24 protein-coding genes are annotated in these 26,604 nt (G+C 64.0%); 17 read left to right on the top strand and 7 right to left on the bottom strand.

Features of this window, described 5'->3' with window-relative positions:
* The first annotated feature begins 9 nt into the window (after window positions 1–9).
* The 12 genes from virB11 (at window position 10) to AC3ITN_RS11505 (ending at window position 12,825) form a co-directional block, all read left to right on the top strand.
* Window positions 10–1,053 (top strand): P-type DNA transfer ATPase VirB11, encoded by a 1,044-nt coding sequence (gene virB11, locus AC3ITN_RS11560; protein WP_313347111.1) that lies wholly within the window; start codon window positions 10–12, stop codon window positions 1,051–1,053.
* Window positions 1,053–1,979 (top strand): lytic transglycosylase domain-containing protein, encoded by a 927-nt coding sequence (locus tag AC3ITN_RS11555; RefSeq protein ID WP_489390584.1) that lies wholly within the window; start codon window positions 1,053–1,055, stop codon window positions 1,977–1,979. Before virB11 ends, AC3ITN_RS11555 begins: the two co-directional genes overlap by 1 nt.
* 72 nt (window positions 1,980–2,051) lie before the next feature.
* The gene (locus AC3ITN_RS11550) at window positions 2,052–2,438 is read left to right on the top strand and encodes a TrbC/VirB2 family protein (protein ID WP_313347105.1); all 387 of its coding nucleotides are present in this window, start codon (window positions 2,052–2,054) and stop codon (window positions 2,436–2,438) included.
* Window positions 2,431–2,739: a VirB3 family type IV secretion system protein gene (locus AC3ITN_RS11545; protein ID WP_313347102.1), complete on the top strand. Its 309-nt coding sequence runs from the start codon at window positions 2,431–2,433 to the stop codon at window positions 2,737–2,739. Before AC3ITN_RS11550 ends, AC3ITN_RS11545 begins: the two co-directional genes overlap by 8 nt.
* A 75-nt stretch (window positions 2,740–2,814) precedes the next feature.
* Window positions 2,815–5,259, top strand: a complete 2,445-nt coding sequence (locus AC3ITN_RS11540; protein WP_313347100.1) for a VirB4 family type IV secretion/conjugal transfer ATPase — start codon at window positions 2,815–2,817, stop codon at window positions 5,257–5,259.
* A 16-nt stretch (window positions 5,260–5,275) separates the two neighbouring features.
* Window positions 5,276–6,079: a hypothetical protein gene (locus AC3ITN_RS11535; protein ID WP_489390583.1), complete on the top strand. Its 804-nt coding sequence runs from the start codon at window positions 5,276–5,278 to the stop codon at window positions 6,077–6,079.
* A gap of 69 nt (window positions 6,080–6,148) precedes the next feature.
* Window positions 6,149–7,306, top strand: coding sequence for a TrbL/VirB6 family protein (locus AC3ITN_RS11530; protein WP_489390582.1), 1,158 nt, complete (start codon window positions 6,149–6,151; stop codon window positions 7,304–7,306).
* Window positions 7,221–7,892 (top strand): DUF4189 domain-containing protein, encoded by a 672-nt coding sequence (locus AC3ITN_RS11525; protein ID WP_489390581.1) that lies wholly within the window; start codon window positions 7,221–7,223, stop codon window positions 7,890–7,892. The genes AC3ITN_RS11530 and AC3ITN_RS11525 overlap by 86 nt, the downstream gene beginning before the upstream one ends.
* A gap of 663 nt (window positions 7,893–8,555) precedes the next feature.
* Complete coding sequence (locus AC3ITN_RS11520) at window positions 8,556–9,089, top strand: DUF4189 domain-containing protein (RefSeq protein ID WP_489390580.1); 534 nt, start codon at window positions 8,556–8,558, stop codon at window positions 9,087–9,089.
* Window positions 9,090–9,453: 364 nt separating this feature from the next.
* Window positions 9,454–9,987 carry a DUF4189 domain-containing protein gene (locus AC3ITN_RS11515; protein WP_489390579.1) on the top strand — a complete coding sequence of 178 codons (534 nt, stop codon included), beginning with the start codon at window positions 9,454–9,456 and terminating at the stop codon, window positions 9,985–9,987.
* A gap of 373 nt (window positions 9,988–10,360) precedes the next feature.
* On the top strand, window positions 10,361–11,458 hold the full coding sequence (locus AC3ITN_RS11510) for a DUF4189 domain-containing protein (RefSeq protein WP_489390578.1): 1,098 nt from the start codon (window positions 10,361–10,363) through the stop codon (window positions 11,456–11,458).
* A 638-nt stretch (window positions 11,459–12,096) separates the two neighbouring features.
* A complete protein-coding gene (locus AC3ITN_RS11505; protein ID WP_489390577.1) occupies window positions 12,097–12,825 on the top strand; it encodes a hypothetical protein in 729 nt (242 codons plus the stop codon).
* A gap of 492 nt (window positions 12,826–13,317) precedes the next feature.
* On the opposite strand, the gene AC3ITN_RS11500 is transcribed toward AC3ITN_RS11505, so the two are convergent.
* A complete protein-coding gene (locus AC3ITN_RS11500) occupies window positions 13,318–13,815 on the bottom strand; it encodes a hypothetical protein (protein WP_489390576.1) in 498 nt (165 codons plus the stop codon).
* Window positions 13,816–13,968: 153 nt separating this feature from the next.
* Between AC3ITN_RS11500 and AC3ITN_RS11495 the strand changes: the two genes are divergently transcribed.
* The gene (locus tag AC3ITN_RS11495; RefSeq protein ID WP_489390575.1) at window positions 13,969–14,832 is read left to right on the top strand and encodes a hypothetical protein; all 864 of its coding nucleotides are present in this window, start codon (window positions 13,969–13,971) and stop codon (window positions 14,830–14,832) included.
* Window positions 14,833–14,901: 69 nt separating this feature from the next.
* Here AC3ITN_RS11495 and AC3ITN_RS11490 read toward each other — a convergent pair whose 3' ends face one another.
* From AC3ITN_RS11490 to AC3ITN_RS11465, 6 genes are all read right to left on the bottom strand, one after another.
* The gene (locus tag AC3ITN_RS11490) at window positions 14,902–15,138 is read right to left on the bottom strand and encodes a DUF1653 domain-containing protein (protein ID WP_313347086.1); all 237 of its coding nucleotides are present in this window, start codon (window positions 15,136–15,138) and stop codon (window positions 14,902–14,904) included.
* A 57-nt stretch (window positions 15,139–15,195) separates the two neighbouring features.
* Window positions 15,196–16,524 (bottom strand): XVIPCD domain-containing protein, encoded by a 1,329-nt coding sequence (locus AC3ITN_RS11485; protein WP_489390574.1) that lies wholly within the window; start codon window positions 16,522–16,524, stop codon window positions 15,196–15,198.
* Entirely contained in the window at window positions 16,521–17,135 is a 615-nt protein-coding gene (locus tag AC3ITN_RS11480; protein ID WP_489390573.1) for a hypothetical protein, read from the bottom strand. The genes AC3ITN_RS11485 and AC3ITN_RS11480 overlap by 4 nt, the downstream gene beginning before the upstream one ends.
* Window positions 17,136–17,304: 169 nt before the next feature.
* Complete coding sequence (locus tag AC3ITN_RS11475) at window positions 17,305–19,095, bottom strand: putative bifunctional diguanylate cyclase/phosphodiesterase (RefSeq protein ID WP_489390572.1); 1,791 nt, start codon at window positions 19,093–19,095, stop codon at window positions 17,305–17,307.
* A 106-nt stretch (window positions 19,096–19,201) separates the two neighbouring features.
* Window positions 19,202–19,570 (bottom strand): response regulator, encoded by a 369-nt coding sequence (locus tag AC3ITN_RS11470; protein WP_313340821.1) that lies wholly within the window; start codon window positions 19,568–19,570, stop codon window positions 19,202–19,204.
* Window positions 19,563–20,720: a two-component system sensor histidine kinase NtrB gene (locus AC3ITN_RS11465; RefSeq protein ID WP_489392918.1), complete on the bottom strand. Its 1,158-nt coding sequence runs from the start codon at window positions 20,718–20,720 to the stop codon at window positions 19,563–19,565. The genes AC3ITN_RS11470 and AC3ITN_RS11465 overlap by 8 nt, the downstream gene beginning before the upstream one ends.
* Before the next feature lie 154 nt (window positions 20,721–20,874).
* On the opposite strand from AC3ITN_RS11465, the gene AC3ITN_RS11460 reads away from it, so the two are divergent.
* Genes AC3ITN_RS11460 through AC3ITN_RS11445 form a run of 4 tightly spaced genes read left to right on the top strand, consistent with a single transcriptional unit; the run spans window position 20,875 to window position 26,484 of the window.
* Window positions 20,875–23,970, top strand: a complete 3,096-nt coding sequence (locus AC3ITN_RS11460; RefSeq protein WP_489390571.1) for a response regulator — start codon at window positions 20,875–20,877, stop codon at window positions 23,968–23,970.
* Window positions 23,943–24,791, top strand: a complete 849-nt coding sequence (locus AC3ITN_RS11455; protein WP_313340826.1) for a CheR family methyltransferase — start codon at window positions 23,943–23,945, stop codon at window positions 24,789–24,791. Before AC3ITN_RS11460 ends, AC3ITN_RS11455 begins: the two co-directional genes overlap by 28 nt.
* A complete protein-coding gene (locus tag AC3ITN_RS11450; RefSeq protein ID WP_489392917.1) occupies window positions 24,788–25,372 on the top strand; it encodes a chemotaxis protein CheB in 585 nt (194 codons plus the stop codon). Before AC3ITN_RS11455 ends, AC3ITN_RS11450 begins: the two co-directional genes overlap by 4 nt.
* Window positions 25,369–26,484 (top strand): hybrid sensor histidine kinase/response regulator, encoded by a 1,116-nt coding sequence (locus AC3ITN_RS11445; RefSeq protein WP_313340830.1) that lies wholly within the window; start codon window positions 25,369–25,371, stop codon window positions 26,482–26,484. The genes AC3ITN_RS11450 and AC3ITN_RS11445 overlap by 4 nt, the downstream gene beginning before the upstream one ends.
* The last annotated feature ends 120 nt before the right edge of the window (window positions 26,485–26,604 follow it).

Here is a 26,604-nt window from a genome sequence, read left to right as displayed (position 1 = left end):
GACCTGACCATGGATGCAGAAGTGGCCCCCATCGCCCAAGTCTCCAGTGATTTCCTGCGCTATCAGTACGAAGTGCTGGGAATTGCCGAGTACATGAGCTCGCCGGACGTGACGGAAATCTGTATCAACCGTCCCGGCGAGCTGTACCTGGAAACCCGGGCGGGGTGGGAGCGCGTGGACGTGCCGGGCCTGACCTTCGAGCGGGCCCGGCAGTTCTGCACGGCCGTGGTGAATGAAAGCAACACCGGTCAGCGTATTACCGACGCTGACCCGGTGGTGTCGCTCACCTTCCCGACCGGGCAGCGCGCCCAGTTCGTGATCCCGCCGGCCTGCGATGCGGGCAAGGTGTCGATCACGATCCGTCTGCCGTCCAAGCACACCAAGACGCTGAGCCAGTACCACGAAGACGGTTTCTTCAACCAGATCCTGGAGCAGGACGGCAGCCTCAGCGAGCAGGACCGCGAGCTGATCGAGCTGCGTGCCTCCCGCGAGTACGCCGAGTTCTTCCGGCGTGCGGTGAAGTACCGCAAGAACATCGTGGTGTCCGGCGCCACCGGTAGCGGCAAGACCACCTTCATGAAGGCCCTGGTCAACCACATTCCGGACGGCGAACGCCTGGTCACCATCGAGGACGCCCGCGAGCTGTTCCTGTCGCAGCCCAACGTAGTGCACCTGCTGTATTCCAAGGGCGGGCAGAGCACCAGCAACGTGACCGCCAAGAGCTGCATGGAGGCGTGCCTGCGCATGAAGCCCGAACGCATCATCCTCGCCGAGCTGCGCGGCGATGAGGCGTTCTACTTCATCCGCAACTGCGCCTCCGGCCACCCGGGTTCGATCACCAGCTGCCATGCCGGCAGCCCGGAGCAGACCTGGGACCAGCTGGCGCTGATGGTGAAGGCATCCACCGAAGGCTCCGGCCTGGAGTTCGACGTCATCAAGCGCCTGCTGATGATGACCATCGACATCGTGGTCCACATCAAGGCGCATGCCGGCTCGCGCTACATCACCGGTATCGACTTCAATCCCGGCCGTGCACAGGGAGGGCAGCACTGATGCTTCCAGGACTGGAAATGCTTGCCTGCCAGGACATGGCGGTGCCCATGGACATCATGCAGCACGTGATCAACGTGGAGTCCTCGCGCAACCCCTACGCCATCGGCGTGGTGGGCGGTGCGCTGGCGCGCCAGCCCAAGCAGCTCGATGAAGCCATCGCCACCGTGCGCATGCTGGAAGAGAAGGGCTACAACTTCTCCGTCGGCCTTGCCCAGGTCAACCGCTACAACCTGCCCAAATACGGCCTGGACTCGTACGAGAAGGCCTTCCGCCAGTGCGACAACCTGGTGGCCGGTTCGCGCATCCTGGCCGAGTGCTACAAGCGCTCGGGCGGCGATTGGGGCAAGTCGTTCAGCTGCTACTACTCGGGCAACTTCACTACCGGTTTCCGCCACGGGTACGTGCAGAAGATCTACGACTCCATCCAGCGCAGCCAGCGCGTGGCCGCGGCCGATGGCGTCGCCCCGATCAACGTGCTGCCGCGCAGCGCACGGCGCGAAGTGAAGGTCGAGCACCATCCGCAGTTCGAGTCGGCCGCGCAGAGCCGTGTGATCGCCCAGGGCGCTGCCGTCGCACAGGCGCTCGCGGACGACCCGGCACGCGCCTATGTCGTCTACCCGTCGACCTCGGCCATGGCCCGCGGCAGCCTGGTCAATCTGGCCGACCAGGCGTTGTCACGCGTGGTGCTGGGCGCGGTGGATCGCAACATGACCCAGGCGCCGGCCGCGCCGCAGCGGGTGCAGATGCAGGCACCGGCTGTGTCGCCGCAGCTCGGTGCCGCACCTGAAGCCCCCGTCATGCTCCGGCCGTGGAGCGAGCGCAATGCGCCCGTTCCGACGGCATCGTCAACCCCGCAATACAACCCGCCGGTTCCCATGCCGGCGGCACCACCGGTTCCCGCAGGGGATGCAGCCTTCGTCTTTTGACGCGGGCGCGGCACGGTCAAGCCCCCGATTGGCCACTCAGTAATGCAAGCCCATCAACAAGGATATCCACCCATGAAGCGATTCAATCTCGATCTCGTCAACGCCCAGCGCACCCTCAAGACCGTGCTGATGGCCACCGCGTTCGTCGGCGCCATGTTCGTTCCGCAGGCCTTCGCCCAGGATTTCGGTGGCACCGACGAGAAGGTGTGCGGCTTCTTCGACAGCATCAACGGTCTGCTGAGCATCGCCTCGATCGCCGTGGTGACCATCGCGGTCATCTTCGCCGGTTACCAGATCGCCTTCGCGCACAAGCGCATTGCCGACGTGGCGCCGATCCTGATCGGTGGCCTGCTGATCGGTGCGGCCGGCCAGATCGCCAGCATGCTGCTGGGTGACAGCTCGGACAACAGCGCCTGCAGCGCGATGCTGACCAACACCCTGCAGTACTACAGTGCATAAGAACGTCGTTTTTCGCGGCTGCACACGCCCAGCGATGTTCATGGGCGTTCCCTACGTGCCGTTCTTTTTCGTCGTCGGTGGCCTGTTCCTGCTGAGTGTCTATACGAACTTCTGGTACCTGGCCAGCATTCCGGTGGCTGTGTTCGTGATGCGACACATGGCCAAGCGCGACGAAATGATCTTCCGGTTGATGGGCCTTCGGCTGCAGTTCAAGTTGAAGGTGCGCAACGTGCAGGATCATGACGGCATGTGGGTGTTCAGCCCGAATCACTACCGCACCAAACCGGCACCCAAGGATTGAGGTGCCGGAATGGCCCTGGCAGCACCTGCCCGGGCCATTCCGACTTACCGAAGACCCCTCATCGGAATCAGCAGCATGTTCAGCCCAGACACCTCCATTGCCGAATTCATCCCGCTGTCGTCGCACGTGTCCACCAATGTGGTCAAGACGACGGGCGGCGACTATCTGTTGACCTGGCACCTGGAGGGTCTGCCGTTCGTGGGCCGTGAGGAGTGGGAGCTTGAGCACAAGCACAACACCTTCAACCGCCTCCTGCAGACGCTGCGTGCGCCGGACTTCGTCAACGTGGCGTTCTGGGCCCACGACATCCGCCGCCGCCGCACCCTGAAGGGCAAGAGCACGTTCAAGCAGAAGTTCAACCAGGACGTGTCCGATCAGTACATGGGCATGCTGTCCTCGCAGCGCATCATGCAGAACGAGCTGTACCTGACCATGCTGTACCGCCCGGTCGTGACCGGTAAGCGCTTCGTGGAAAAGTCGGCCGACGTCAGCAAGCTGCAGGCCGAGCAGACCCAGGCCATCGAGAAGCTGATGGAGCTGGCCGGCAACGTCGAAGCGGTGATCCGCGACTACGCGCCGTACCGTCTGGGCATGTACGAGGCCAAGAACGGCATCGTGTTCTCCGAGACCCTGGAGTTCTTCGGGTACCTGATCAACCGCATCGATGAACCGGTGCCGGTGTTGTCGGCCCCGATCAAGGACTTCCTGCCGGTCAGCAAGCACATGTTCTCGGCCAAGACCGGCGATTTCGTGATCGCAACGCCCAATGGTGTCAACCATTTCGGCGCGATCCTCAATATCAAGGAGTTTGCCGAGGGGACCTACCCGGGCATTCTCAATGGCCTGAAGTACCTGGACTTCGAGTACGTCGTCACGCATTCCTTCAGCCCCATGGGCCGCCAGGACGCGCTGAAGGTGCTCGACCGTACCAAGGGCATGATGATCTCCTCCGGCGACAAGGCCGTGAGCCAGATCATCGAGCTGGACCAGGCCATGGACCAGCTGTCGTCCGGCAACTTCGTGCTGGGCGAGTACCATTACACGCTGGCCGTGTACGGCGACAGCCAGGCCAAGCTCTCCCAGAACGTGGCGAGCACCCGCGCCGAGCTGTCCAATGCCGGCTTCGTGTCGGTGAAGGAAGACCTGGCTGTCACCTCGGCGTTCTACGCACAGCTTCCGGGCAACTGGCGCTACCGTACCCGCCTGGCGAACCTGAGCTCGCTGAACTTCCTGGGCCTGTCGCCGCTGCACAACTTCGCCACCGGCAAGCAGCACAACAATCCGTGGGGTGACTGCGTTACCACGCTGCAGACCACCAACGGCCAGCCGTACTACTTCAACTTCCACGCCACCCACCCGTCGGAGAATTCGCTGGGTGAGAAGGCCATCGCCAACACCATGGTGATTGGTAAGTCCGGTACCGGTAAGACCGCGCTGATCAACTTCCTGCTCAGCCAGGTGCAGAAGTACGACCCGTCGCCCACGATCTTCTTCTTCGACAAGGATCGCGGCGCGGAGATCTTCGTGCGTGCCTGCGGCGGCAACTACCTGGCACTGGAGAACGGTTCGGCCACCGGCTTCAACCCGTTCCAGTGCGAGAACAATGAAGCCAACGTGCAGTTCCTGGCCGACCTGATCAAGGTGCTGGCCGGCAAGAAGGAATACAGCGCCCGCGAGGAAGAGGACATCTACCGCGGCGTGGAGAGCATGCTCGACACCCCGATGCACCTGCGCAGCATGACCAACTTCCAGAAGAGCCTGCCCAACATGGGCGATGACGGCCTGTACGCGCGCATGCGCCGCTGGACGTCGGGCAACTCGCTGGGCTGGGTGTTCGACAACCCGGTCGATACCATCGACCTGAGCAAGGCCAACATCATCGGGTTCGATTACACCGACATCATCGACAACCCCGAAGTGCGCGTGCCGGTGATCAATTACCTGCTGCACAAGCTGGAATCGCTGATTGACGGTCGTCCGCTGATCTACGTGATGGACGAATTCTGGAAAATCCTGGACGGCGAGGGTGGCCTGAAGGAATTCGCCAAGAACAAGCAGAAGACCATCCGTAAGCAGAACGGCCTGGGCATCTTCGCCACGCAGAGCCCGGAAGATGCGCTGAAGAGCGACATCTCCGCCGCGCTGATCGAGCAGACCGCCACGCTGATCCTGCTGCCGAACCCGAACGCCAGCAAGTCGGACTACATGGACGGCCTGAAGCTGACGGAAGCCGAATTCCGCGTGGTCACCGCACTGGACGAGCGCTCGCGCTGCTTCCTGGTCAAGCAGGGCCACGCATCGAGCGTGTGCCAGCTCAACCTGCGTGGCATGGACGACATTCTGTCGGTCATCTCGGCGTCCACCGACAACATCGACATCATGCACCGGGTGCTGCAGACCGCATCGGCCCGGGCGCGCACGCCGGTCAGTGAGCTGACCCCGGAGCAGTGGCTGGAAGAGTTCTACAAGAATCGCAAAGGATCGGGCAAGCCGTCAGCGGCCAGCTCGGACGCGGCCTGACGTAAGGATACGGATCATGAGCAACATGACATTGGAGGGTGCAATGAACATCTCGACCAACAACACGACCAAGGCTCGTCCCGCCAAGCGCATGCGACTGCGCGCAGGCGTGCTGAGCATCGCCTTGCTGCTGGGAACGCAGAATGCGTACGCGGGCATGCCGGTCATCGACATCACCTCGATCATCGGCGATATCCGCTCGTGGATCTCCGACACCACCACCTATGCCAAGGAAGCGGTGCGTTGGAACCAGATCAAGCAGCAGATCGATGAAGTGCGGGCCATCTTCGATGCGTTCAACTACATCGTGGGTTTGCCCGACGGCGCGAAGCTCGAAAAGGTGCCGCCCAAGTATCTGGTTGAGGAGGCTTGCGGCAAGAAGGCCTTGGGCTTCGACCTGAGGACCGTGGCGTCGCTGACCGGCATCAGTGATGGCGACATTGCCTCGCAGCAGGCGCAGATCTGCGTGAACATCCGCATGATGCAGAACCGCAAGTACAACGACTCCATCGACTTCCTTGAAGAGACCATCAAGAAGGCGCAGGAGCAGATGTACAAGAACTTCATGAGCCGCATCGGCAGCAACAAGACCGGTGCCGTGCAGGCCGCAGACAGCGATACGCTGCGTTTGGGCAACGAGCTGAACGTCATGGCCCAGCAGTGGGGAACGCGCATGATGGCGTACGACGCCTACATCGCGGGCCAGGAGCAGAACCAGAACGTGTTGGCCAAGGCTGCCCTGAAGGGCAACCCGAAGAACAAGCTGCTGGGCGATATCGTGCAGACGGTGGCTCTGAAGGGCGCCCTGAGCGTTGATTGAGCGGCATGAGCCCTGCCCGCATCAGGCGTGCAGGGCCCTGGAAAGTGGGAAGACCAAAGGACTATGGAAATGAAGCTCGAATCGATCGCAAATTTTGACTTCTCGGGAGGCCTGCAGGACCTGCTTGGGTACGCCACGCGTATCCAGTCGATCGGCGACTTCGTATTCTTCCGGCTGATCCTCAGCTACCTGGAAGACCGCATCAACAAGTTCGGCATCGAAATGCTGAACAACATGATGACCTGGGTAGGTGGCATCGCCTTGGTACTGATGACGCTTTGGGTCCTGATCCAGGGCTACCGCATCGTCACCGGCCAGAGCCGTGATTCGATGATGGCGCTGGTCACCAACATGGCGCGCGCGGCGCTCATCGTCAGCGTCGCTACCAGCATGGCCATCTTCGGCACCAGTATCCAGGACTTCCTCACGAAGGACGTCAAGGGTGTGATCTCGACCGTTGTCACCGGCAAGAATGACCCGCCGGAGAAGCAGATCGACCAGGCGCTGGGCTGGATGCAGGTGGCGCTGTCGAGCGTTGACGCCATCAAGGTGGTCGACGACCCCAGCATCAGCAGTGACAAGACGCAGGCACAGCTGTTTATTGGTCTCGGTACCGGCGGCCCCGCCGTGGTGGCGGGCTCCATGCTGCTGCTGTATCAGATCGCCATGGCGCTGTTCGTCGGCTTCGGCCCATTGTTCATCCTGTGCCTGCTGTTCGACCAGACCAAGCAGCTATTCCAGAAGTGGCTGTTCTACGGCATAGGCACGATGTTCTCGATGGCTGTACTGGCGGCGATGGTCTCCATCGCACTGGACATGGTCATCCGCGTATCGGTCGCCTTCTGGGCCCGTGCAGCGTTCGAACAGTTCCTGTCGGACGGTGGATCGACGGAAGGTCTCACCAGCCAGGCCATGCAGCAGGGCGGCATGGGGTTGATCCTCACCACCTTGATTCTGACTGCGCCCCCAATGGCCGCATTCTTCTTCCAGGGCACGCTGGGTAGCTTCATGGCATATTCGCAGATAGGTGGCGCCGCCGGTGCCCAGCCTGGTCCGCAGGGCCAGTCGCCGGGTTCGTATACGCCGCAGCAGACGCAGAACAATAACGTAAACAGTCACACGAATAGCAACCAAGTAAGTGATGGACGGGCCTACACAGGGACGCATAACGCGCCGGCTCCGAACCCTGATACCGGCAGGTTGGGAGCTGCGAATAAGACCACTTGATTCATCCGAAACGAGTTTGGCGGATAGAGATTTGGAGACGTTCGTGATGAGATTTGTAGCTTTTGCACTACTGCTGCTCGCACCGCTTGCTGCCTTTGCAGAAGGCTCATGCCCGCCCGGCCAATATCCAGTGGGCGGTCAGGGCGTGCAAGGATGTGCGCCTATCCCCGGTGGCGGGGGATCGGCCGCGGGCACGTCATCGCCTCGGGCAACCGGCAAATGGGAAACGCGTTGGGGAGCTATTGCTGAGGATTCCAGCGCAAATGCGCGTGGCGTCCCGCTGGCGACCGGTGTGTCGGAGTCCAAGCGGAGCAAGCGGGAGGCTGGCAAGGTCGCGATAGAGCAGTGTCGGGCCGGAGGTGGATTGAAGTGCGAAGTCACTGCGACTTACCACAATCAATGCATTGCAGTTGCCGATCCGAAACCACGTAGTCAGGGTGGAACGGGCGGAAAGTCGAGTACATATAGCGCAGGTACTGCGGAGCAGGCCAAAGAATTGGCGATGAAGGGGTGTTCGGTCGCCGAGAATAGTGGCTGTTCGATCACCTACTCGGCATGCAGCATGTCCGAGTTCAAGGCTTTCTGATTCCGGTGGGGATCAAAGCCAGAGAAAGGAGGTTCAGTGATGATTCTCCTTTTTTTTATTCAGTTCGGATTGAGTGAGCGTGTTGAACGCAATGTGCCTGCGCAGTTTTGCGGCGAGCTTGGCCGGAAGCGACACGCTGCCTCGCTTACGACGTAGCTGCCCTACGGCCTAAGCACAATGTGCTTGAGGGCGGTGCTGGTCTCAATCGCACTCGACATCGTCATTCGCGTTTTCGTCGCATTATGGGGCGGCGCAGCGTTCAAAGAGTTGCTGCTAAAAGGCGACTCTTCCGACGGCCTCACCAGCTAGGCCGTGCAGCAGGGCGGCATGGGCTTGATCCTCACCACCCTCATTCTGACGCCCCCAATAGCCGCGTTCTTTTTCCAGGGTACGCTGGGCAGCTTCATGGCATATTCCCAGATCGGTGGCGGTCCGATTCCGGCACAGCCGGGTGCACAGGGCCAGCCGCCGGGCTCGACGCCGCAGCAGACTCATAATTCAGGTCATTCTGGCGGAGGCACGTCAATGGCAAACAATCAAGACACGATGATGAGACATTATGGTCCTTCCCCGGCGGCAGATGCCGCTAAAGTGGGACAGCTGGGCCAGGCTCCGACGCGATGATGTCGTTCGAGCAGCTGATGTCTACTTGGTGAGGTTTCGATGAGAATTTTGCTGGCGATTGTTTTGGGGCTGCTTTCCTACGGTGTACACGCAGAAGGTGGGTGCCCTCCTGGTCAGTACCCCATAGGTGGCCAAGGTGTTCAAGGTTGTGCGCCCATACCCGGTGCATCTGGTGGGGGCGCAACCGCGCCAGCCCCCAAGCCGACGGGAAAGTGGGAGACGAGATGGGGTGCGGTCGTAGAGGATTCGTCTACTCTTGCTACGGGAATATCGGTTTCACAGAGGTCGAAGCGCGAAGCCACTGCGGCCGCGATGAAGGTCTGTGAGCAGGCGGGCGGACGCAGTTGCAAACTGCGAGTGGCCTACTACGACCAATGTGTGGCAATTGCCGATCCGACCATTGCGAGTCGTCAGCGCACGGCAGGAAACGCTGAATCGCGCCACGTGGCGGCGGAGACTCTTGAGTTGGCTACTGCTGGCGCGATGAAAGACTGCGCGGCATTCGGAGCAGGCCAGGAATGCAGCGTCGTCTATTCCGCATGTAGCATGTCTGAGTTCAAGCCTTTCCGTTGATCTATGGCGATTCACGTAAATTTTGGCTGTGTTGGCGTCAGGGCGCAGCGGTCTAGGCTGAATTGATATAGAGGAGGTTCAGTAATGAGCCTCTGTTTTCATCTGCAAATCATTGAAGGAGATTGCTCAGCAACCTGATGCTGAGCAGCTTCGCAATACGCTTAGTCAGTAGCGACAGTTCTGCTTTTCTTGAAAGCGCTGCTGCGGCAGCATAGGAGCGATGCTTGGCGTCGCCCACGTACCATGAAGGTTTCGACGGGACCGTCCTCCCCGGATCAGCGTACGCCCGGGGTCTATGGCAACGCCAAGACCTGATGACTAAGCTTGCACATGTCCGGCAGTGAATCTCTGAGAGCCTGAGAGTATGAAGAGCGCGATTTTCCTGATTCTGTTGATGGTCCCCCTGCTTGTCCGCGCTGAGGGAGGGTGTCCGCCAGGCCAGTACCCCATTGGTGGCCAAGGTGTGCAGGGTTGCGCGCCGATTCCAGGTGCGGGCGGTAGTCAGAGCTCTGGGTCCCCCAGGCCGACTGGGAAGTGGGAGACACGTTGGGGCGCCATTGCTGAAGACACTTCAAACATGTCTACTGGCACTGCAGTTTCTTATAAGTCCAAACGAGCTGCGGTCTCTGCTGCACTCGATGATTGCAAGCGCGTGGGAGGGAAGTCGTGCAAGCTACGGATTGCTTACTACAATCAATGCGTTGCAATGGCCGATCCTACCGTTGAGTTCAGGCAAAGGAGCCCGCAGGGCTCGATAGGGCAGACGATGGCAAGTGCAGCGGAGACGCTTGAGCTTGCCAAGGCAAATGCCATGAAGCGCTGCGAAGATTTCGGTTCTGGTCAAGAGTGCAGCGTTGTCTATTCGGCTTGCAGCATGTCCGAATTCAAAGCGTTCTAGCGCCGCAATAGCACGAGTATTCAGAGGGAGGTTCAGAAGTGAGCCTCCCTTTCTCGGTTTTCTCTCCATGTCGGAAAGGATGTTGCGGGTTCGACACCGCGGCCTGACATCCGAGCTCAACGACCTTTCCCGGAACGAGGCGCGCGCATTGGGGGTATGTCGCTCACATGTCTGCGACATACGCGGCCGGCAGCGCGCAGCACCCGCAGGCTTGACGCGGTTTGGGGCGGGGGCGAGACTCTTGCAAAATCCAATTGTGTGGCGGTTCGGCTGTTGCCCGGATAAGAAACGCCATGCCGTTTTCCGAGTTCAAGTCGTGCGGATTGCCGCAGTTATGCATCGTTGACACCACCGCGTTTCCAAGGAGGGACACATGAGAGTTGCATTACTTGTTCTGCTGGGCGTTGCATCATTCTGGGCAAGAGCGGAGGGCGGATGTCCGCCCGGCCAGTACCCGATCGGTGGACAGGGCGTGCAGGGTTGCGCTCCTATCCCCGGCGCGGGTGGCTGGCAGCAGAGTCCTGGCAACGCCAGCTACCTGTCCCAGATGGAAGATGCGGCTGCAACCGCCATCGCGGCCGCCGCCCGCGCCGCCAACAAGGTGAAGATCCGCGAGGACGCTACGCGCGACTGGTGGGGTGTCATCGTGGTCAGCACCGAGCAAGGCATTTGGAATGCGGCACTGAATGCAAAGACGGCTAATGACGCCGCCATGGACGCAATGACCCAGTGCAAGGGCACCTGCACACCGGTGCTGTCATTTGCGAACTCGTGCATGGCACCTGCGTATAGCAGCGAAGGCGGCATGTACTGGAGCCCAGGCGAGTCCCGCGAGAAGGCAGGGGCCGGCGCGGTGGCGGCCTGCAGTGCGAAAGGCGGCACTCGCTGCGAGAGCCCACCCAAAGAGGCATTCTGCTCTGGCTGGAAGTATGCCTACAGCGGCCGTGAACGCTTTTCCCATCGCCTGTTGTTGGAGGCCAGTGGCGACGTGGCGGGTCCCAAGTTCGTCGAATTTCCGGGTGCGAAGGAGTACATCGCGAAGCCGCTGGCGCGGCGCGGGGCTGTCACCGCCATGGCGCGTGCCAAGCCGAAGACGCAGGACGGCTCCACGCCGGAAGTGTCCAATGAGGATGCGGAGGCAGGGCCGGAGGGCATGACGCGCGTGGCCAAGCCGTGGTTCGCCATCGCTACCAGCAGTAGCACCGCTGCCTTTGCGGCGAAGGTTGCTCCCTCCGAACAGGACGCCAAGGAGACCGCTGTCAGCGCCTGTGGAGCGGATTGCAGCGTACTCGTCGCAGCGCCGCATGGCGAATGCATTGCGGTCATCAGGGCGCCACAGCCGGGCGGGCGCGTCGCAAGCTTCGGAGGGCGGGGCGACACGACGGCGGCGGCGGAAGACGTCGCATCGACCGCCTGCAGGGCAGCTAAAGCAGCGTCCTGTCCAGTCGTGCTCAGCCAGTGCATGAAGTAGGGCGGCGGGTATTGGCTACGGGGTCCGGCCGGCTTGACGTCGGCAGTAGCTGGGGTAGCGCGCGTCGAGAAAGATAGGGTGTGCCACTCAATGGGCGTCGCCAGCTGCAATTTCACCTATTTCGCGTGCAGCATGTCGGGCGTTCAATGCCTTGCAGTAGCGACATAATTCAGATCTGGGAGAGGACGTTCAGCAATGAGCCTCCTTCTTCTGTGGGCGCGCTCCGAGCCGGTTCCCTGCGTCAACCGTGCGCAGTTTCCGCGCGAGTCGCGTTGGAAGCGACGTCTTTGCGCTTTGTCGGTCGCGTGCGTGCGCGCGCGGCGCAAGGAACTTCCGCCGTCAACCGGGAACTCAAATCCATGTTGTCGCGCGCAGCGTCGATCCAGGAGCGCAGGATCCAATACGCCCACGATATCGATATCGCTCTGCCTCTTGGGGGGCTTCGGTAAGGTTGGCGCACTGGCACCCTACGACGCATTGGTAGTGCGCGCCAACTGATCCGGCAGGATCTACAGAAATAATCGAATTCCCTTTCTTGTTCCGGTCCTGCACGGTGCCGGTCGAACTGAGAGGGGGAGATTGTGATGAGTAGTGCTCAACGGACATGCAGGACTGGAAGCCGCCGCGGACGCCTGCGCGTGCTGGCCGCCATGATTTCCGTGCTGACGATAGTGGCGCCGCAGACCGCTGCAGCCGGCGCGCCGGTGATCGACATCACCTCGATCGTGGGGGACATACAGAAGTTCTTCAACGACGCCATGGTGTATGCGAAGGAGGCAAAGCGGTGGGAGCAGGTCAAGGTGCAGATCGATGAAGCTCGCGCGATCTTCGACCCACTCAGGTTCGGCATGGGCCTGCCGGAAGGAGCGAAGATCCAGAAGGTGGCGCCGGATTACCTGGTAAAGGAGGTGTGTGGGAGGAAGGCGGTCGGCCTCGGCATGGAGACTGTCTTCTCGGTGCTCAAGTTCGGTGACAGGTATGCGCTCGCAGGGCAGCAGCGGCAGATCTGCGTCAACATCCAGATGATGGAGAACCGGAAGTTCAACGAGACGGTCATGTTCCTCGAGGATACGATGGAGCAGGCGGAGGACACCCTGCGACAGATATTCGAGGCGCGCGTGGACGGTGGAAATACGACGGGCGGCGTCCAAGCCACGCAAAGCGACACTGCCCGCCTCACCAACGAGCTCAACGTTCTTTCCCAGCAGTGGGGCACCCGCATGCAGGGGTATGACGCCTACATTTCTGCGATGCACGCCCGGCAGCGGGTTCTGGCCAGGGTGGCCTTCAGGGGAGATCCGAGCGCAACGGCGGCGTCCGATGTCGTTCAGACCCTTGCGCTGAAGAAAGCGCTGGAGATTGACTGAGTGCCATGACGCCGGTGCGCTGCCTGCACCGCACGTTGGCCTCGGGTCCGGCAGGAGATCAATAGTTCATGGCAAGACAATCAGGTGCGATGGTTGGCGCCGCGCTAGTGGCGTTGCTGGTGGTGACTCCGGCGTGTGGCCGCACGGAGACGGCGATGGACGGGAAGATGGCGACGGCTGAAGAGGACGTGGCGAACAGAGGACGTGGCGAACAGAGGGCGTGGTCTTGCGAAGCTCAACCTGACCCCGAAGGGCGTGCCATGCAGGCGTGATGCGGCCTCATGTGACGGAACGAAGTCACGCTGTGCGGTGCAGCAATAATCGGGCCGCCGCTGCTCTGGGCCTTACATCCGTCGCTATCTGCCCCTGACTGCCATCTTGGGTGTTTAAAGTTGTGATCTAATTCAAATATTCCCGGCTTTGTCGCGACGCGGATTTCACGACTGGTGTAGGGTGTCGCCGTTGGGAATGCGGCGATGGTTGGAAGGGCGCTCAAAGGGGGCTTTGAGTGCCATCAGGGGTCTCCACGGTTTCAGGTGTGCGGTTGCCGGGCTCGGCGAACGTCACCCCATGGCCGATGGCATCGCTGCGGTCCATGTCATTCCACTCCAGCTTCAAGGACGAAATATGCGAAATGCTTCGCTTTACTCCCGGCACCTGAGTGCCCGCCGTTCCACCTCGCTGTTGCTGCTCCTGCCGTTTGCGATGGCTGCCGCGCACGCCCAGTCCGTGGAGGACGCGGTTGAGCCCGCGCCTGCGGTCATAGAGCAGGTAGCCGCGCCGGCATCCGATGCTGCAGCGGCCCCGGTCGCCGTTCCGGCAGCGGAACCGGTGATGGAAGATCAGACGTCCGCTGATATGGCCGGCGATGTGCCCGCAGACGCTGTCATGGAAGCGGTCACTGAATCGCCTGAGGCCTCGCCGCCGGCGGTTGAGGCGGCTGCGGTGCCGACGCCGGCAGCAGAGCCTGCTGCCGCTGTTGCAGTACACGCTCCTGCCGCCGCGGCACCGGTCGCTGTGCCCGCTGCTTCGGTGGCGTCAGAGGCGCCTGCGGCCAGCGTTCCGGCGCCGTCCCCGGTAGCAGTGGCAGACACGGCTGCTCCGGCTGAGGCGGTTACCGCGCCTGCACCTGATGCACCGCCGGTGCCGCGTCCGCTGGTCGTACCGACCCTGGTCAACGAGAACAACGCCATCGAGCGCCAGCTGGGCGCACGCTGTCCGAACGATCTGGCCGCGCGCTTGGCCACGCAGGACAACCTGCTGATCGGTGCGTGCCAGGGCACCCTGCCGGCCCACCTGGCCAACGTGCTGAAGGCCATTCCGGAGCAGCAGTTGCTGCTGCCGCGCGCCGTGCGCGAGCGTCAGGTCAGCCAGAAGGCGTGGTTCAAGGCGGTGCCGGGCTACGGCCTGCGGCCGGACTTCCTGGCCGTGCAGAACGGGATCTGGGTGCGTTCGTTCGAGGGCGCCGATGCCGCCACCACGGTTTACCTGGTCTCCGGCCCGTTTACCTGCGTTGACGGACGTCACCCCGAAAGCATCGCCGGCGAGACGATGCGCCTCTCCACCGGCAGCTGCCGCGAGGCACTTGTGCAGGAGCGCGTGTACCAGGTGACCGCGGGCGCGGCACCGCAGGACATCACCGCGCAGGTGATGCCGGCCCAGCCGCTGGTGTCCGATGGCGACCGCAAGCGCTACGGCGTGGAAGCGACGAGCGTGAAGCTGGACGCGGGCAAGCTGCAGTTTGGTCCGGCGTTGCGCTGGTATGCCGACGTAAGCGCCGAAGGCAAGGGCGAGCCGCGGACGTATGGCGAGTGGGGCCGCCTGCACCTGGGCTTCCTGGTGTGGAACGGCGAGCGCTTCGAGACGCGCGATACGGTGCCGCGCAGCCTGTGGACCTGTGATCCGGTGGCGCCGGGCGATACGGCGTGCAGCGGCTATGCGGATGCGGGGCGTGACCCGTTCATCGTCAACAGCACGGCCGTGGCAGGGCAGAGCGCGACGCCGTAAGGCGGGGGAGTTCTGAATCAAAAAAGCGCCCTTCGGGGCGCTTTTTCGTTACGGGAGGGCGGTTGGAGATCAGTCAGCCGTGACCAGCGCAAAGCGTGGGCGCATGACCCCATCGGCCTCGACCTGTGCAACGAACATGTCGTAAGGCCGCACCCAGACGCCCAGGTCTGCATCGAGCGGGCGGTACAGCACCAGCGGCTCCAGCGTTTCGCTGTGGCGCACCACGCCCAGCACCTGGTAGTTGCCGCCCTTGAAGTGACGGTAGCGGCCGGGCGTCAACGGGGGCAGGGGAGCCAGATTGGACATGAGGGTCAGTTCCTGAGAGTGCCGCATTGTCGCACGGCCCCCCTCCGAGCACGGGTTTCAGGCGGTCATGCTGCGCGCGGCAGTCTGGGTCTCGGCCTGCTGCCGGTTCTGCTGCTCCAGCTGCTGGCTGGCGGCGCCGGCATCCAGTTGGCGGCTGCTCTGCTCCAGCGGGGTATTCATGGCCGCGACGGTGGCCACGGCGACGCGCAGGTGGGCAGGGTCGTCCACCTTGCCCTGCACGGCGAAGGTGTGGGCCGCGTCGTTGCTCATCAGCACGGCGTCGATGCGCCTGCCGCCTGCGGCGTGCATCTGGGTGGCGAGGCTGCCGGCGAGCTGGTCGCTGGCCTGGTCCGGGGTGCGCCCAACGCGGGCGTCCTGCTCGTGTACGCCGCGCTGGGCGTCCTTGAACAGGGAATAGCCGGGATGGCCCGGTTCGTCCATGCGGGTAGTGTCGCGATCGTGGCGACCTTGCTCGGTCTGGCGACGTGCGGGCTCGCCCGGTTCGAGCGGGCCGCGCAGTTTGTCGTACGCATCGATCACGCCGCCCGGAACGCCCCGCGAAATGACGGTTGCACCGGTACGCAGGCCGTCGATGTCGCTGCGGTACTCGCTGATCATGCGTGCGTTGGTGTCTGCCAGCTGGCGGGCACTGCTGAAGACCAAGACGGACTCGGCGCCATGAAAGTTGCTCATTTTGTGGGAGTCCAGCGATGAGGCGGCAGCGGCGATGGGATAGTCACGGATCAGGAAATTGAGATCGCTGTTGCTGTACTGCGCCTTGGACAGCGTGTCGATCTCCTGCTGCCTGGCATAGATGCGCACCTCGCCAAAATGCGGCGACGCCGCGCTGACCGCATCGGCGGCCATCACGTGGTTGATCATGCTGTGGCCACCTTCCGGAATGCGGTAGCTGGTGAGGCTTACTGCGCCGTAGGCGTTGAAGGTCTCGCCCTTCAAGCCGTAATGATGCGCGGTGATCTGGGCGAGCGAGCCGCCGAGGGAGTGGCCGGTGACGGTCACTTGGGGGGGCGATATGCCTGATTCCTCTCCAAAGCGTCGTGCCTCGGTCACCGTGCGGGCGACCAGCTGCAATGCCTGGCTGGCTTGCGGATTGCTTCGAGCGATCACCATGGCGGCGTCAGTCACAACACCATCCTTGATGAGCTCTTCGGTACCCCGATGGGCTACGACAACTTCGTTGGTGCTGACGCGTTGGTAGACCGTTCCCTGATAGCCCGTTCGTCGGTCATCAACATGTTCCAGTACTTTGTACTGGTTGCCGTTGAGATAGACCTTCTCTTCTTGACCAGGTTCCCTGCGTCCGACCTTGCGATCCACGTAGGCATCGTCGGCTAGCGCGGCGTAGTCTTGGCTGGTAATGGTCATGACTTGATTTCAGTCGCAGCCACCGTGATTGAGAAGAGCTGGTTCTGAAGCTTGGGGGCGTACTCGGTAGGTTGTTCACGCCCACGAGCTGCATAGTCATCAATGGCAGGAAGTTCGGGGTCGTTGTTGAGCTGACCCGCACGCGGATAATCGCGCAGCGGGTAATACCGCGTATACGTCTTCCCGGCCACCAGCTCCGGCGCATCCACGAAGGTCAGGAACCGCGTCTCTTCCTGCGCACCGGTGGCCTTGAGCAGGGCACCCGCGCCGGTGAACTCCCAGCGGCAGATGCCACGCCCGTAATAGTCCTGGTCCTGCATGCGGTCCAGGTACAGCGTGCCCTGGTACTCGTCATCGGAGATGCGCGTCAGCTCCAGCGGCTCCTGGCTGGTGATGCGCGAGGCCGTGCCGGTGGCTGGCTCGATGTACCCGCACTGTTCCTCATTGACGACGTCGTACTGGGCGCTGCCGCGCACGTGCTTGAACGTGCCCGGCGCGCCGTGGATGCGCAGGGTGACCTGGTAGGCCTTGACCGGTGCCGGGTTGAGGGTGGCCAGGCCACGGCCGCCGGCGGCGACATCGGCTTCGGCGTTGGACAGGTCACGGCTCATGGCGGGCTCCGAACGGTTGCAGGCAGTCATCAATAGGGCGGCAAGGCAGAACAAGGTCAGTCGGTTCAAGGGGCACTCCAGCCGGGCAAACGCAACGGATCGTACAGCCGCCATCCTAGCAGCGCGGTTCGCGCGGCCTCGGGCGACCGGTCACGATTCGCGTGGGGAACTACTCGTGCTCGGCATCGGCCAGCGGTCCGGCGCGGCACGCCAGTACCAGCTGGGTGACGGCATCGGCACTCATCGGACGCGCCAGATGGTAGCCCTGTGCTTCATCGCAGCCCCACAGGCGCAACAGTGACAGCTCGCTGTCGTGCTCCACGCCTTCGGCCACGGTGCGGTAGCCGAGCTGTTGGGCGAGGCGGAGGATGGCCTCCACTTTCAGCCGCGCGGTGCGCGAACGGGCCAGCCCGGTGACCAGGCTCTGGTCGACCTTGATGTGGCTGATCGGCACCTCGCTGAGGTAACCGAAATTGCTGTAGCCGCTGCCGAAGTCGTCGATGGCGATGCGCACACCGGCGGCCGCCATCGCACGCAGTTGCGGCAGTGCCGCCGGGTGACCGTGCAGCCACTGGCCCTCGGTGATCTCCACTTCGATCTGCGACGGGACCAGCCCATGGACGTGCAGGCGGTTGGCCATGCCGGTCCACAGCTGTTCGTTGTCGAAGTCGCGCGGTGACAGGTTCAACGACAGCGCAAAGCCGGGCAGCAGCCGCTGCCAGCGTGCGGCCTGCTCGAAGGCATGTTCGATCACCCACTGGCTGAGGGTGTGCATCAGCGCGGTGCACTCCAGCACCGGAATGAACTCGCCGGGGCTGACCGGGCCGAGCAGCGGATGGGTCCAGCGCAGCAGTGCCTCGGCGGATACCGGCTGGCCGGTGGCCAGGTCGTAGCGGGGTTGGTAGACCAGGCTGAACTGGTCCTGCGCGAGGCCACGGGCGGCATCGGAGGCGAGCCGGTAGCGCCGGCGCAGGTGGGCATCGCGGTCGGCCGAATACCAGCACAGGCACGCGTCGGTCTGCAGTGCGTGGTGCATCGCCACCAGGCATTTGCGCACCAGGTCGCCCGTCTCTTCGGCGGTCGCCTGGAAGTCGCACAGGCCGGCATGGAACTGCGGAGACATGGGAATGCTGCCGACCATCAACGGGCGACGCATGCGCTCGCGCAGGCGGCCCATCAAGGCTTCAATCTGCTCGCGCGAGTGGTCGCGCACGATGAAGGCGAAACGGGTCGCGGCCACGTGGTAGACCTGCGCCTGGTCCTGCAGCATCTCCTGGACGCGGAGGGAGGCTTGGCGCAACAGCGATTCCACCGGCTTCATGCCCAGCGCCTGGCCGGCGTCGTTGGCGCTCTGGAGGTCGAACACGTCCAGCAGCACGCCGGTGTAGTGGCGGGCGCCATCGGCGTGGCTGAGCAGGCTGAGGTCCGCCTGGAACTGCTGTCGGTTGGGCAGGCCGCTGACCGGGTCGCGGCGACCCAGCGACATCTTCAGTTCCATCTGGTTGACCACGATCCGCGCCAGGGTCTGCAGCTGGCGCTGTTCGGTGTCAGACAGCACGCGCGGCGCGCGGTCCATCAGGCACAGTGTGCCGAGCGCGATGCCATTGCGGGTAACCAGCGGTGCACCCGCGTAGAAACGCATGGACTCGGGTCCGGTCACCAGCGGGTTGTCGCAGAAACGGGGATCTTCGCGCAGGTCCTGGATCTGCAGGATGCCGGTCGACTGGATTGCGCAGGAGCAGATCGAATGGTGTCTATCGGTCCGATGCAGCGACAGTCCCACGCGCGAAATCAACCACTGCGAATCGGCATCGACAATGGAGATGAGCGCGATGGGTGTGCCGAACGTAAATGCAGCCAGTTCGGTGACCGGATCCAGCGATCGTCCCAGTGCCGGATCCATCACGTTCAGCGCTTCGATCAGCGCGATGCGTTCCAGCTCCTGGCTTCTGTCCAGCATTCCGTGCGTCCTGTCATACGGAGTACACGGCCACTATCAGCCCGATCGTGCCGACTCCATGTGAAGCAGTGCGTTCAGGCATGAAGCATTCACGCCGGCCGCCCGGTCAGTGCGACGGTGCAGGCGCCTGGAGCAGGGCCACGAGCTGGCGAAGCCGATAGGGCTTGGGCAGGAATTCCACGTGTTCAGGCAGGGGCGGAAGCTGGGAGCGGGCATAGCCGGACGCCAGGATCATGCGCGCATTGGGCAGTTTCGTGGCGACATGCTCGCTGAGCTCCACGCCGCTCATGCCGTTGGGCATGCTGATGTCGCTGAACACGACGTCGAAACCACCCGGCTCCTGGATCAGGCGCAGCGCGGCAGGGCCGTCGTCGGCGGTGTGGATCTCGATGCCGAAATCCTGCAAGGCCTGGCCGATCAACTCGCGCAGGTCCTGCTGGTCTTCGACCATCAACACGCGAAGGGGCTCAGACATGCGCGACTTCCTCAATGGCAGGTAACAACAAACGAACGGTGGTGCCGCGCCCGGGCGCGGTCTGTACATCGACGAATCCGTCGCACTGGGAAACGAATCCAAACACCTGGCTCAGGCCCAGACCGCTGCCTTTGCCGACTTCCTTGGTGGTGAAGAACGGTTCGCTGGCGCGCTCGGCGATTTCCGGTGGCATGCCCTCGCCATCATCGGTCACCGCAATGGCAACGTAGCGGCGCTGGGTGGGATTGGCCAGGTCCGGTGCGAGGCGCTGCTCGACCCGGGCGGTGATCGTGATCGTGCCGCCCTGGGGCATCGCTTCGCAGCTGTTGAGCAGCAGGTTCAACACAGCGGTATGCAACTGTACGCCATCGGTGGTGATCTGCGGTAGGTCGAAAGGCACTTCCAGACGCAGCAATATGTTACGCGGACAGGCGCGCTGCAGGGCAGGCAGTTCCTCCTGGAAGAGGCGCGCTACCTGAAGCGGTTCACGGACCAGGGTCTGATCGGCCGAGAAGGCCAGCAGCTGCCGGGTGAGCAGGGAGCCGCGGTCGGCGGCGGCCTGGGCCAGCTCGGCCAGTTCGTGGGTACGCGCGTCGGCCGTGGGGCGCAGCGCGATCAGATCCAGCGCGTTGCCGATGGTGGTCAGCAGATTGTTGAATTCATGGGCCAGCCCGCGGGTAAGCCGGCCAACGCCCTCGAACTGCTGCAGCTGCTCACGGGCGCGCTGGGCGTCCTGCAGCAGCCGCTGGGCGTGGTAGCGCTCGGTGATGTCCTGGGTGACCTTGACGAAGCCGAGCAGGGCGCCATTCTCGCGCACCGCCTCGATGACCTCGCTGGCGCGGAAGCGCTCGCCGCTGCGCCGCACCCGCCAGCCTTCACCGGTGAAGCGGCCCTGCTCGCCGGCGCGGGCAAGCGTATCGCGGGCCAGGCCAAGGACCCGGTCTTCGGGGGAATAGAACAGGTCCACATGCTGCCCTACCGCCTCCTCGGCGGTGTAGCCCTTGACCCGCTCGCAGCCCCGGTTCCAGCTGCGGATACGGCCGTCCGCGTCGAGCAGGTAGATCGCATGGTCAGAGACATGGTCGATCAACAGCTTCAACTGCAGACGTTCATCTGCGAGCGACGCAACGGCGGTGACGGCCTGGACCACGGCGGCGGTTGTACTCCCCTGTAAGGGGCTGAACCGTATGAGCCGTGGTGTGAAGATCATGTCAAGAACGGAATCTATCGCGCCGCCAATTGTCGTATAACGCCGCATTCACGGTTCGGGTAACATCAGAAACCATTTTTTGACGGGACACTGCATGAACGCTGCACCGACCGCTCGCGACCGTTGGATCTGGTTGGCTTCGGCGGGCCTGATGGCTTTTACGCTCGGCCTGGAGCTGGTGGTTCCGCTGGGGTATGCGGTCTGGCTGACCTATTTCATGGCGGTGGGCATCACGTTGTTCCAGCGCCGGCTGGAGGTGCCGCTGCTGGTGGCGGTGGGTTCCTGCGTGCTGCTGGCGGTGGGTTACAACGTGGCGCCGGCCAGCACCAATTCGGCATTTTCGTTCGTCAACCGCAGCATCGGTGGGGTGTGCTTCCTGCTGATGGCGCTGACCGTGATCAAGGCCATCCAGGCACGCCGCACGGCCGCGGACGCGCTGTGGCTGCAGGAAGGCGAGAACGCGGTGACGGTAAGCCTGCGCGGCGACCCGGAGCCCCGCACGCTGGCCAACGAGGCCATGCGCGCCCTGTGCGCGCGGCTGAATGCCGATGTCGGCGCGCTGTACCGCCTGCAGGGCGACCGGCTGGTGCTGGTGGGGGGCGCGGCGCTGCCGCCGCAGCTGCCGGAGTCGTTGCCCACCGCCGCGGGGCAGTGGGGCGAGGTGGTGCGCCTGGGTGAGCCGCGCCGTCTGGAAGAAAGCGACAGCGTGCTGCACATCGAAACCGCGCTGGGCCGCACTCCGGTGCACCAGCGCCTGCTCGGGCCGGTGACCGCCGATGGCGTGGTGGTGGGCCTGGTCGAGCTGGGCCGCGCCGGCATCTCGCCTGCGCGTGGGTTGGAGCTGGACCTGCTGACGCAGTGCGCGGAACCACTCGGCGTGGCGATGCGCACGGCATTGCTGCGCGCGCAGCTGGTGGAGCTGCTGGAAGAAACCCAGCGCCAGAGCGAGGAGCTGCAGACGCAGCAGGAAGAACTGCGCGTGGCCAACGAGGAACTGGAAGAGCAGAGCCGCAGCCTGCTGCATTCGCAGGCCAACCTGGAACAGCAGCAGGCCGAGCTGGAGCAGACCAACGTGCAGCTCGAAGAGCGCACCCATGAGCTGGAAGCGCGCCAGCAGGCGCTGCTGCTGGCGCAGGCGCAGCTGGTGCAGAACAGCAAGGAACTGGAGGCCAGCTCGCGCTACAAGTCCGAGTTCCTGGCCAACATGTCGCACGAACTGCGCACGCCGCTGAACAGCTCGCTGATCCTGGCCAAGCTGTTGTCGGACAACAAGGACGGCACGCTTACCGAAGAGCAGGTCAAGTACGCGCAGGCCATCCATTCCTCCAACAACGACCTGCTGGCGCTGATCAACGACATCCTGGACCTGTCGCGGATCGAGGCGGGGCATGTTGAGCTGGCCGAAGAGAACCTGGCGGTGTCCAGCGTGCTGCAGCGGTTGAAGGAGACTTTCGAGCCGCTGGCGGCACAGAAGGGGCTGGCGCTGCGTATCCATGCCGAGGCCGATGCGCCGACCCAGCTGGTGGCCGACAGCCAGCGCCTGCAGCAGATCCTGAAGAACCTGCTGGCCAACGCGGTCAAGTTCACCGAACACGGCAGCGTCTCGCTGGTGGTCAGTGGCTCGGGGGCGGGGCGTATCCGTTTCGCGGTAAGCGATACCGGCATCGGCATCGCGCAGGCGCAGACCGAGGTGATTTTCGAGGCCTTCCGCCAGGCCGATGGCAGCACGCGCCGGCGCTACGGCGGCACGGGCCTGGGCCTGTCGATCTCGCGCGACCTGGCCGCGCGCATGGGTGGCAGCATCGCGGTGGCCAGCGAGCCGGGCCGTGGCAGCTGCTTCACCCTGGAACTGCCGCTGGTGGCCGCCTCGGCACCACCTTCGGCGGCCCCCGACGTGCGCGCTGCGCCCGCGCCGACGCCGGTGCAGGCGCCGGCCGCCGTGTTCGGTTCGGCACATGACGGTGCGTCGCCGGTGCAGGCCCCCCGCGTGGCCGACGACCGTGGCCGACGCAGCCGTACCGGCCGGATGATCCTGGTGGTGGAGGATGACGTGGTCTTCGCCGAGGCACTGGTGAACATGGCCCACGAGCTGGACTTCGACTGCGTGGCCGCGCAGACCGCCGAGGAAGCGCTGACCCTGGCCACCGAGCTGCGCCCGAACGGGATCCTGCTCGACATCGGCCTGCCCGATGTGTCGGGCCTGAGCGTGCTGGAGCGGCTGAAGCGCGACCCCGCCACCCGCCACATTCCGGTGCACGTGGTATCCGGTCTGGAGCGTTCGCAGGTGGCGATGGAACTGGGCGCCATCGGCTACGTGATCAAGCCGGCCACGCGCGAACGCCTGGTGGAGGCGATCCAGCAGCTGGAGGCGACCAGCGAGCGCGACGTGCGTCGCCTGCTGATCGTGGAGGACGACAGCGAACTGCGCTCCAACCTGCAGCTGCTGCTCGGGCGCGACCAGCTGGAGATCACCGCGGTGGGCACCATTGCAGAAGCGATGGCCGAGCTGGGCAGCTCCACCTTCGACTGCATGGTCACCGACCTGGCGCTGCCGGACGGCACCGGCTACGACCTGCTCGAACACATGGCCGGCAACGAGGCGGTCGCCTTCCCGCCGGTCATCGTCTACACCGGTCGTGCGCTGACCCGCGACGAAGAGCAGCGCCTGCGCCGCTATTCCAAGAGCATCATCATCAAGGGCGCGCGTTCGCCCGAACGCCTGCTGGACGAGGTGACCCTTTTCCTGCACAGCGTGGAAGCCTCGCTGCCGAGCGACCAGCAGCGCCTGCTGCGCGAAGCGCGGCGCCGCGACGCGGTGCTGGACGGCCGCACCGTGCTGCTGGCCGAGGACGACGTGCGCAACATCTTCGCGCTGTCCAGCGTGCTGGAGCCCCTCGGCGTGAAGCTGGAAATCGCACGCAATGGCCGCGAGGCGCTGGACAAGCTGCGCCCGGACATCGATCTGGTGCTGATGGACATCATGATGCCGGAGATGGACGGCCTGACCGCCATGCGCGAGATCCGCCGCGACAACCGCTGGCGCGACCTGCCGATCATCGCCCTGACCGCCAAGGCCATGCCCGATGACCGCGAGCACTGCCTGCAGGCCGGTGCCAATGACTACATCGCCAAGCCGATCGACGTGGACAAGCTGGTGTCGTTGTGCCGTGTGTGGTGCTCGCGCCGATGAACGAGGCCGAGCTCTTCGACCTGGAACTGCGCCTGTTGCTGGAGGCGGTGTACCAGCGCTACCACTACGACTTCCGCGACTACGCGCTGGCGTCGCTGCGGCGGCGCATGCGCCATGCGATGGCCCGTTTCGACTGCGACACCATGGGGGCGCTGCAGCACCGGCTGCTGCACGAGCCGGAGACGTTCGCGCTGGCCATGCAGTACTTCACGGTGCAGGTCTCGGAGATGTTCCGTGACCCGGCGTACTTCCGCATGCTGCGCGAACACGTCATCCCGGTGCTGCGCACCTACCCGTCGATCAAGGTATGGATCGCCGGCTGCAGCACCGGCGAGGAAGTCTGGTCGCTGGCCATCCTGCTGCAGGAAGAAGGGCTGCTGGACCGCGCCATCATCTACGCCACCGACATCAATCCGGAAGCGCTGGAAGCGGCCGAGACGGGTGCATTCACCCTGGACCGGATGGCGCAGTTCAGCCGCAACTACCTGGAGGCCGGCGGCAGCGGCTCGCTGTCCGACTACTACAGCACCGGCTATGGCAGCGTGGTGTTCGACCGGCGCCTGAAGCGCAACATCGTGTTTGCCGACCACAGCCTGGCCACCGACACGGTGTTCTCCGAAGTGCACCTGGTGTCCTGCCGCAACGTGCTGATCTACTTCCAGCGCGCCCTGCAGGACCGCGCCATCGGGCTGTTCCACGAGGCGCTGGTGCACCGTGGCTTCCTTGGCCTGGGCAGCAAGGAATCGCTGCAGTTCGGCGAGCATGCGGACGCGTTTGAGCCCTGCGCGCGCGAGCAGCGCCTGTACCGGAAGCTGGCCTGATGACCACGCCGTCGGCACAGGAATTCGAACTGGTCGTGGTGGGGGCCTCGGCCGGTGGCGTGAGCGCGCTGCAGGCGCTGCTGAGCGCCATGCCCGCCACGCTGCCGATGCCGGTGCTGGTGGTGCTGCACCTGCCGCGTGACCGTCCCAGCCGGATCGTCGACCTGCTCGACGTGCGTTGCCCGCTGCCGGTGCGCGAGGCCGAGGACAAGCAGCCGCTTGTCGCCGGCACGGTGACCTTCGCGCCGCCGGACTATCACCTGCTGGTGGAGGACCGCCACAGCCTGGCGCTGTCGGTGGACCCGCCGGTGCTGTATTCGCGCCCGGCGATCGATCCCCTGTTCGTAAGCGCGGCCGAGGCGTTTGGGAACACGGTGCTGGCGATCCTGCTGACCGGGGCCAGCAACGATGGCAGCGCGGGCGTTGCAGCCGTGCGCCAGGCCGGTGGCCAGGCCTGGATCCAGAGTCCCGATGATGCCTATTCCCCGATAATGCCCGCGGCCGCGCTGGCCCACGCCGGCGCCGATGCGGTGCTGACGCTCTCTTCTCTATGCTCGCGCATGAAAGGCCTTACCCGATGAACCTGATCGAGCCCACCTCGGCGCCTGTCTCCGATCGCGTCAACCTGCTTATCGTGGACGATGTGCCGCAGAACCTGGTGGCGATGGAAGCGCTGCTGCGTCGTGATGGACTGGATATCCTGTGTGCCGCGTCCGGTGCCGAGGCACTTGAACTGCTGCTCGAACATGAAGTGGCGCTGGCGCTGCTTGACGTGCACATGCCCGAAATCGACGGCTTCTCGCTGGCCGAGCTGATGCGCGGTTCGCAGCGCAGCCGGGATGTGCCGATCATCTTCCTCACCGCCTCGCCGAATGATCCGGTGCGTGCCTTCAAGGGCTACGAGAGTGGCGCGGTGGATTTCCTGCACAAGCCGATCGAGCCGCAGGTGATCATGAGCAAGGTCAACGTGTTCATCGAGCTCTACCAGCAGAAGCAGCTGCTCAAGGCGCGCAACCATGCGCTGGAGCGCGCGCTCACGCTCAACGAAACCATGATGGCGGTGCTTACCCACGACCTGCGCACGCCGCTGTCGGCCATCCTGCTGTGTGCCGACAAGCTGTCGCTGGACGTACCCGATGAGCCGGCGGTGCAGCAGACCCTGGTGCACCTGGAAAACAGTGCCCAGCGCATGGCGCGGATGGTCGAGCAGCTGCTTGATTTCTCGCGCATCCGCAGTGGCGGCCTGCGCATCCAGCCGGACGAGTGCGACCTGGCCGAGGTGGCCGGCGCGGTGGTGGCCGAGATCGGTCGCGCGCATCCGCAGGCCCGGATCGAGCTGCATGTCGAAGGCGACACCCGTTTGCAGGGCGACCCGGACCGGCTGGCGCAACTGCTCTCCAACCTGATCGGCAATGCCGTGCTGCACGGTGGCACGGCGCCGGTGCAGGTGAAGGTGGAGGGGGCGCCGAACGAACCGCTGCGGCTGCAGGTGCGCAACGACGGGCAGATTCCGGAGGCGCTGCTGCCGCGCCTGTTCGAGCCGTTCAAGGCGAGTTTCCACGACAGCCGTGGGCTGGGCCTGGGGCTGTTCATCGCCCACGAGTTCGCGCGGGCGCACGGTGGCACCCTGGTGGCACGCAATCTGGACGGTGAAGTCCTGTTCGAAACCCGTCTGCAGCGCCGGGTGCGCTGAGGCGGGGCGACGGCGGCGCTGACGGGCATGGCCGCCACCTGGACACGCATGGCCTGCCACGCAGAGAGGCATGGCCTGCCACTACGGTAAACTGGGTGCCCTGCTGCCGATGCCTGCCAT

The sequence above is a fragment of the Stenotrophomonas sp. KH_036_B genome, from assembly GCF_057839485.1.
This window is presented reverse-complemented; position numbering and strand designations above follow the sequence as displayed.

What these genes read in the sequence shown, in the direction of transcription:
- virB11 (WP_313347111.1), top strand. Translation starts at nt 10, where the DNA reads ATGGATGCAGAAGTGGCCCCCATCGCCCAAGTCTCCAGTGATTTCCTG.
- AC3ITN_RS11555 (WP_489390584.1), top strand. Translation starts at nt 1,053, where the DNA reads ATGCTTCCAGGACTGGAAATGCTTGCCTGCCAGGACATGGCGGTGCCC.
- AC3ITN_RS11550 (WP_313347105.1), top strand. Translation starts at nt 2,052, where the DNA reads ATGAAGCGATTCAATCTCGATCTCGTCAACGCCCAGCGCACCCTCAAG.
- AC3ITN_RS11540 (WP_313347100.1), top strand. Translation starts at nt 2,815, where the DNA reads ATGTTCAGCCCAGACACCTCCATTGCCGAATTCATCCCGCTGTCGTCG.
- AC3ITN_RS11535 (WP_489390583.1), top strand. Translation starts at nt 5,276, where the DNA reads ATGAGCAACATGACATTGGAGGGTGCAATGAACATCTCGACCAACAAC.
- AC3ITN_RS11530 (WP_489390582.1), top strand. Translation starts at nt 6,149, where the DNA reads ATGAAGCTCGAATCGATCGCAAATTTTGACTTCTCGGGAGGCCTGCAG.
- AC3ITN_RS11525 (WP_489390581.1), top strand. Translation starts at nt 7,221, where the DNA reads ATGGACGGGCCTACACAGGGACGCATAACGCGCCGGCTCCGAACCCTG.
- AC3ITN_RS11520 (WP_489390580.1), top strand. Translation starts at nt 8,556, where the DNA reads ATGAGAATTTTGCTGGCGATTGTTTTGGGGCTGCTTTCCTACGGTGTA.
- AC3ITN_RS11515 (WP_489390579.1), top strand. Translation starts at nt 9,454, where the DNA reads ATGAAGAGCGCGATTTTCCTGATTCTGTTGATGGTCCCCCTGCTTGTC.
- AC3ITN_RS11510 (WP_489390578.1), top strand. Translation starts at nt 10,361, where the DNA reads ATGAGAGTTGCATTACTTGTTCTGCTGGGCGTTGCATCATTCTGGGCA.
- AC3ITN_RS11490 (WP_313347086.1), bottom strand. Translation starts at nt 15,138, where the DNA reads ATGTCCAATCTGGCTCCCCTGCCCCCGTTGACGCCCGGCCGCTACCGT.
- AC3ITN_RS11485 (WP_489390574.1), bottom strand. Translation starts at nt 16,524, where the DNA reads ATGACCATTACCAGCCAAGACTACGCCGCGCTAGCCGACGATGCCTAC.
- AC3ITN_RS11480 (WP_489390573.1), bottom strand. Translation starts at nt 17,135, where the DNA reads ATGAGCCGTGACCTGTCCAACGCCGAAGCCGATGTCGCCGCCGGCGGC.
- AC3ITN_RS11475 (WP_489390572.1), bottom strand. Translation starts at nt 19,095, where the DNA reads ATGCTGGACAGAAGCCAGGAGCTGGAACGCATCGCGCTGATCGAAGCG.
- AC3ITN_RS11470 (WP_313340821.1), bottom strand. Translation starts at nt 19,570, where the DNA reads ATGTCTGAGCCCCTTCGCGTGTTGATGGTCGAAGACCAGCAGGACCTG.
- AC3ITN_RS11460 (WP_489390571.1), top strand. Translation starts at nt 20,875, where the DNA reads ATGAACGCTGCACCGACCGCTCGCGACCGTTGGATCTGGTTGGCTTCG.
- AC3ITN_RS11445 (WP_313340830.1), top strand. Translation starts at nt 25,369, where the DNA reads ATGAACCTGATCGAGCCCACCTCGGCGCCTGTCTCCGATCGCGTCAAC.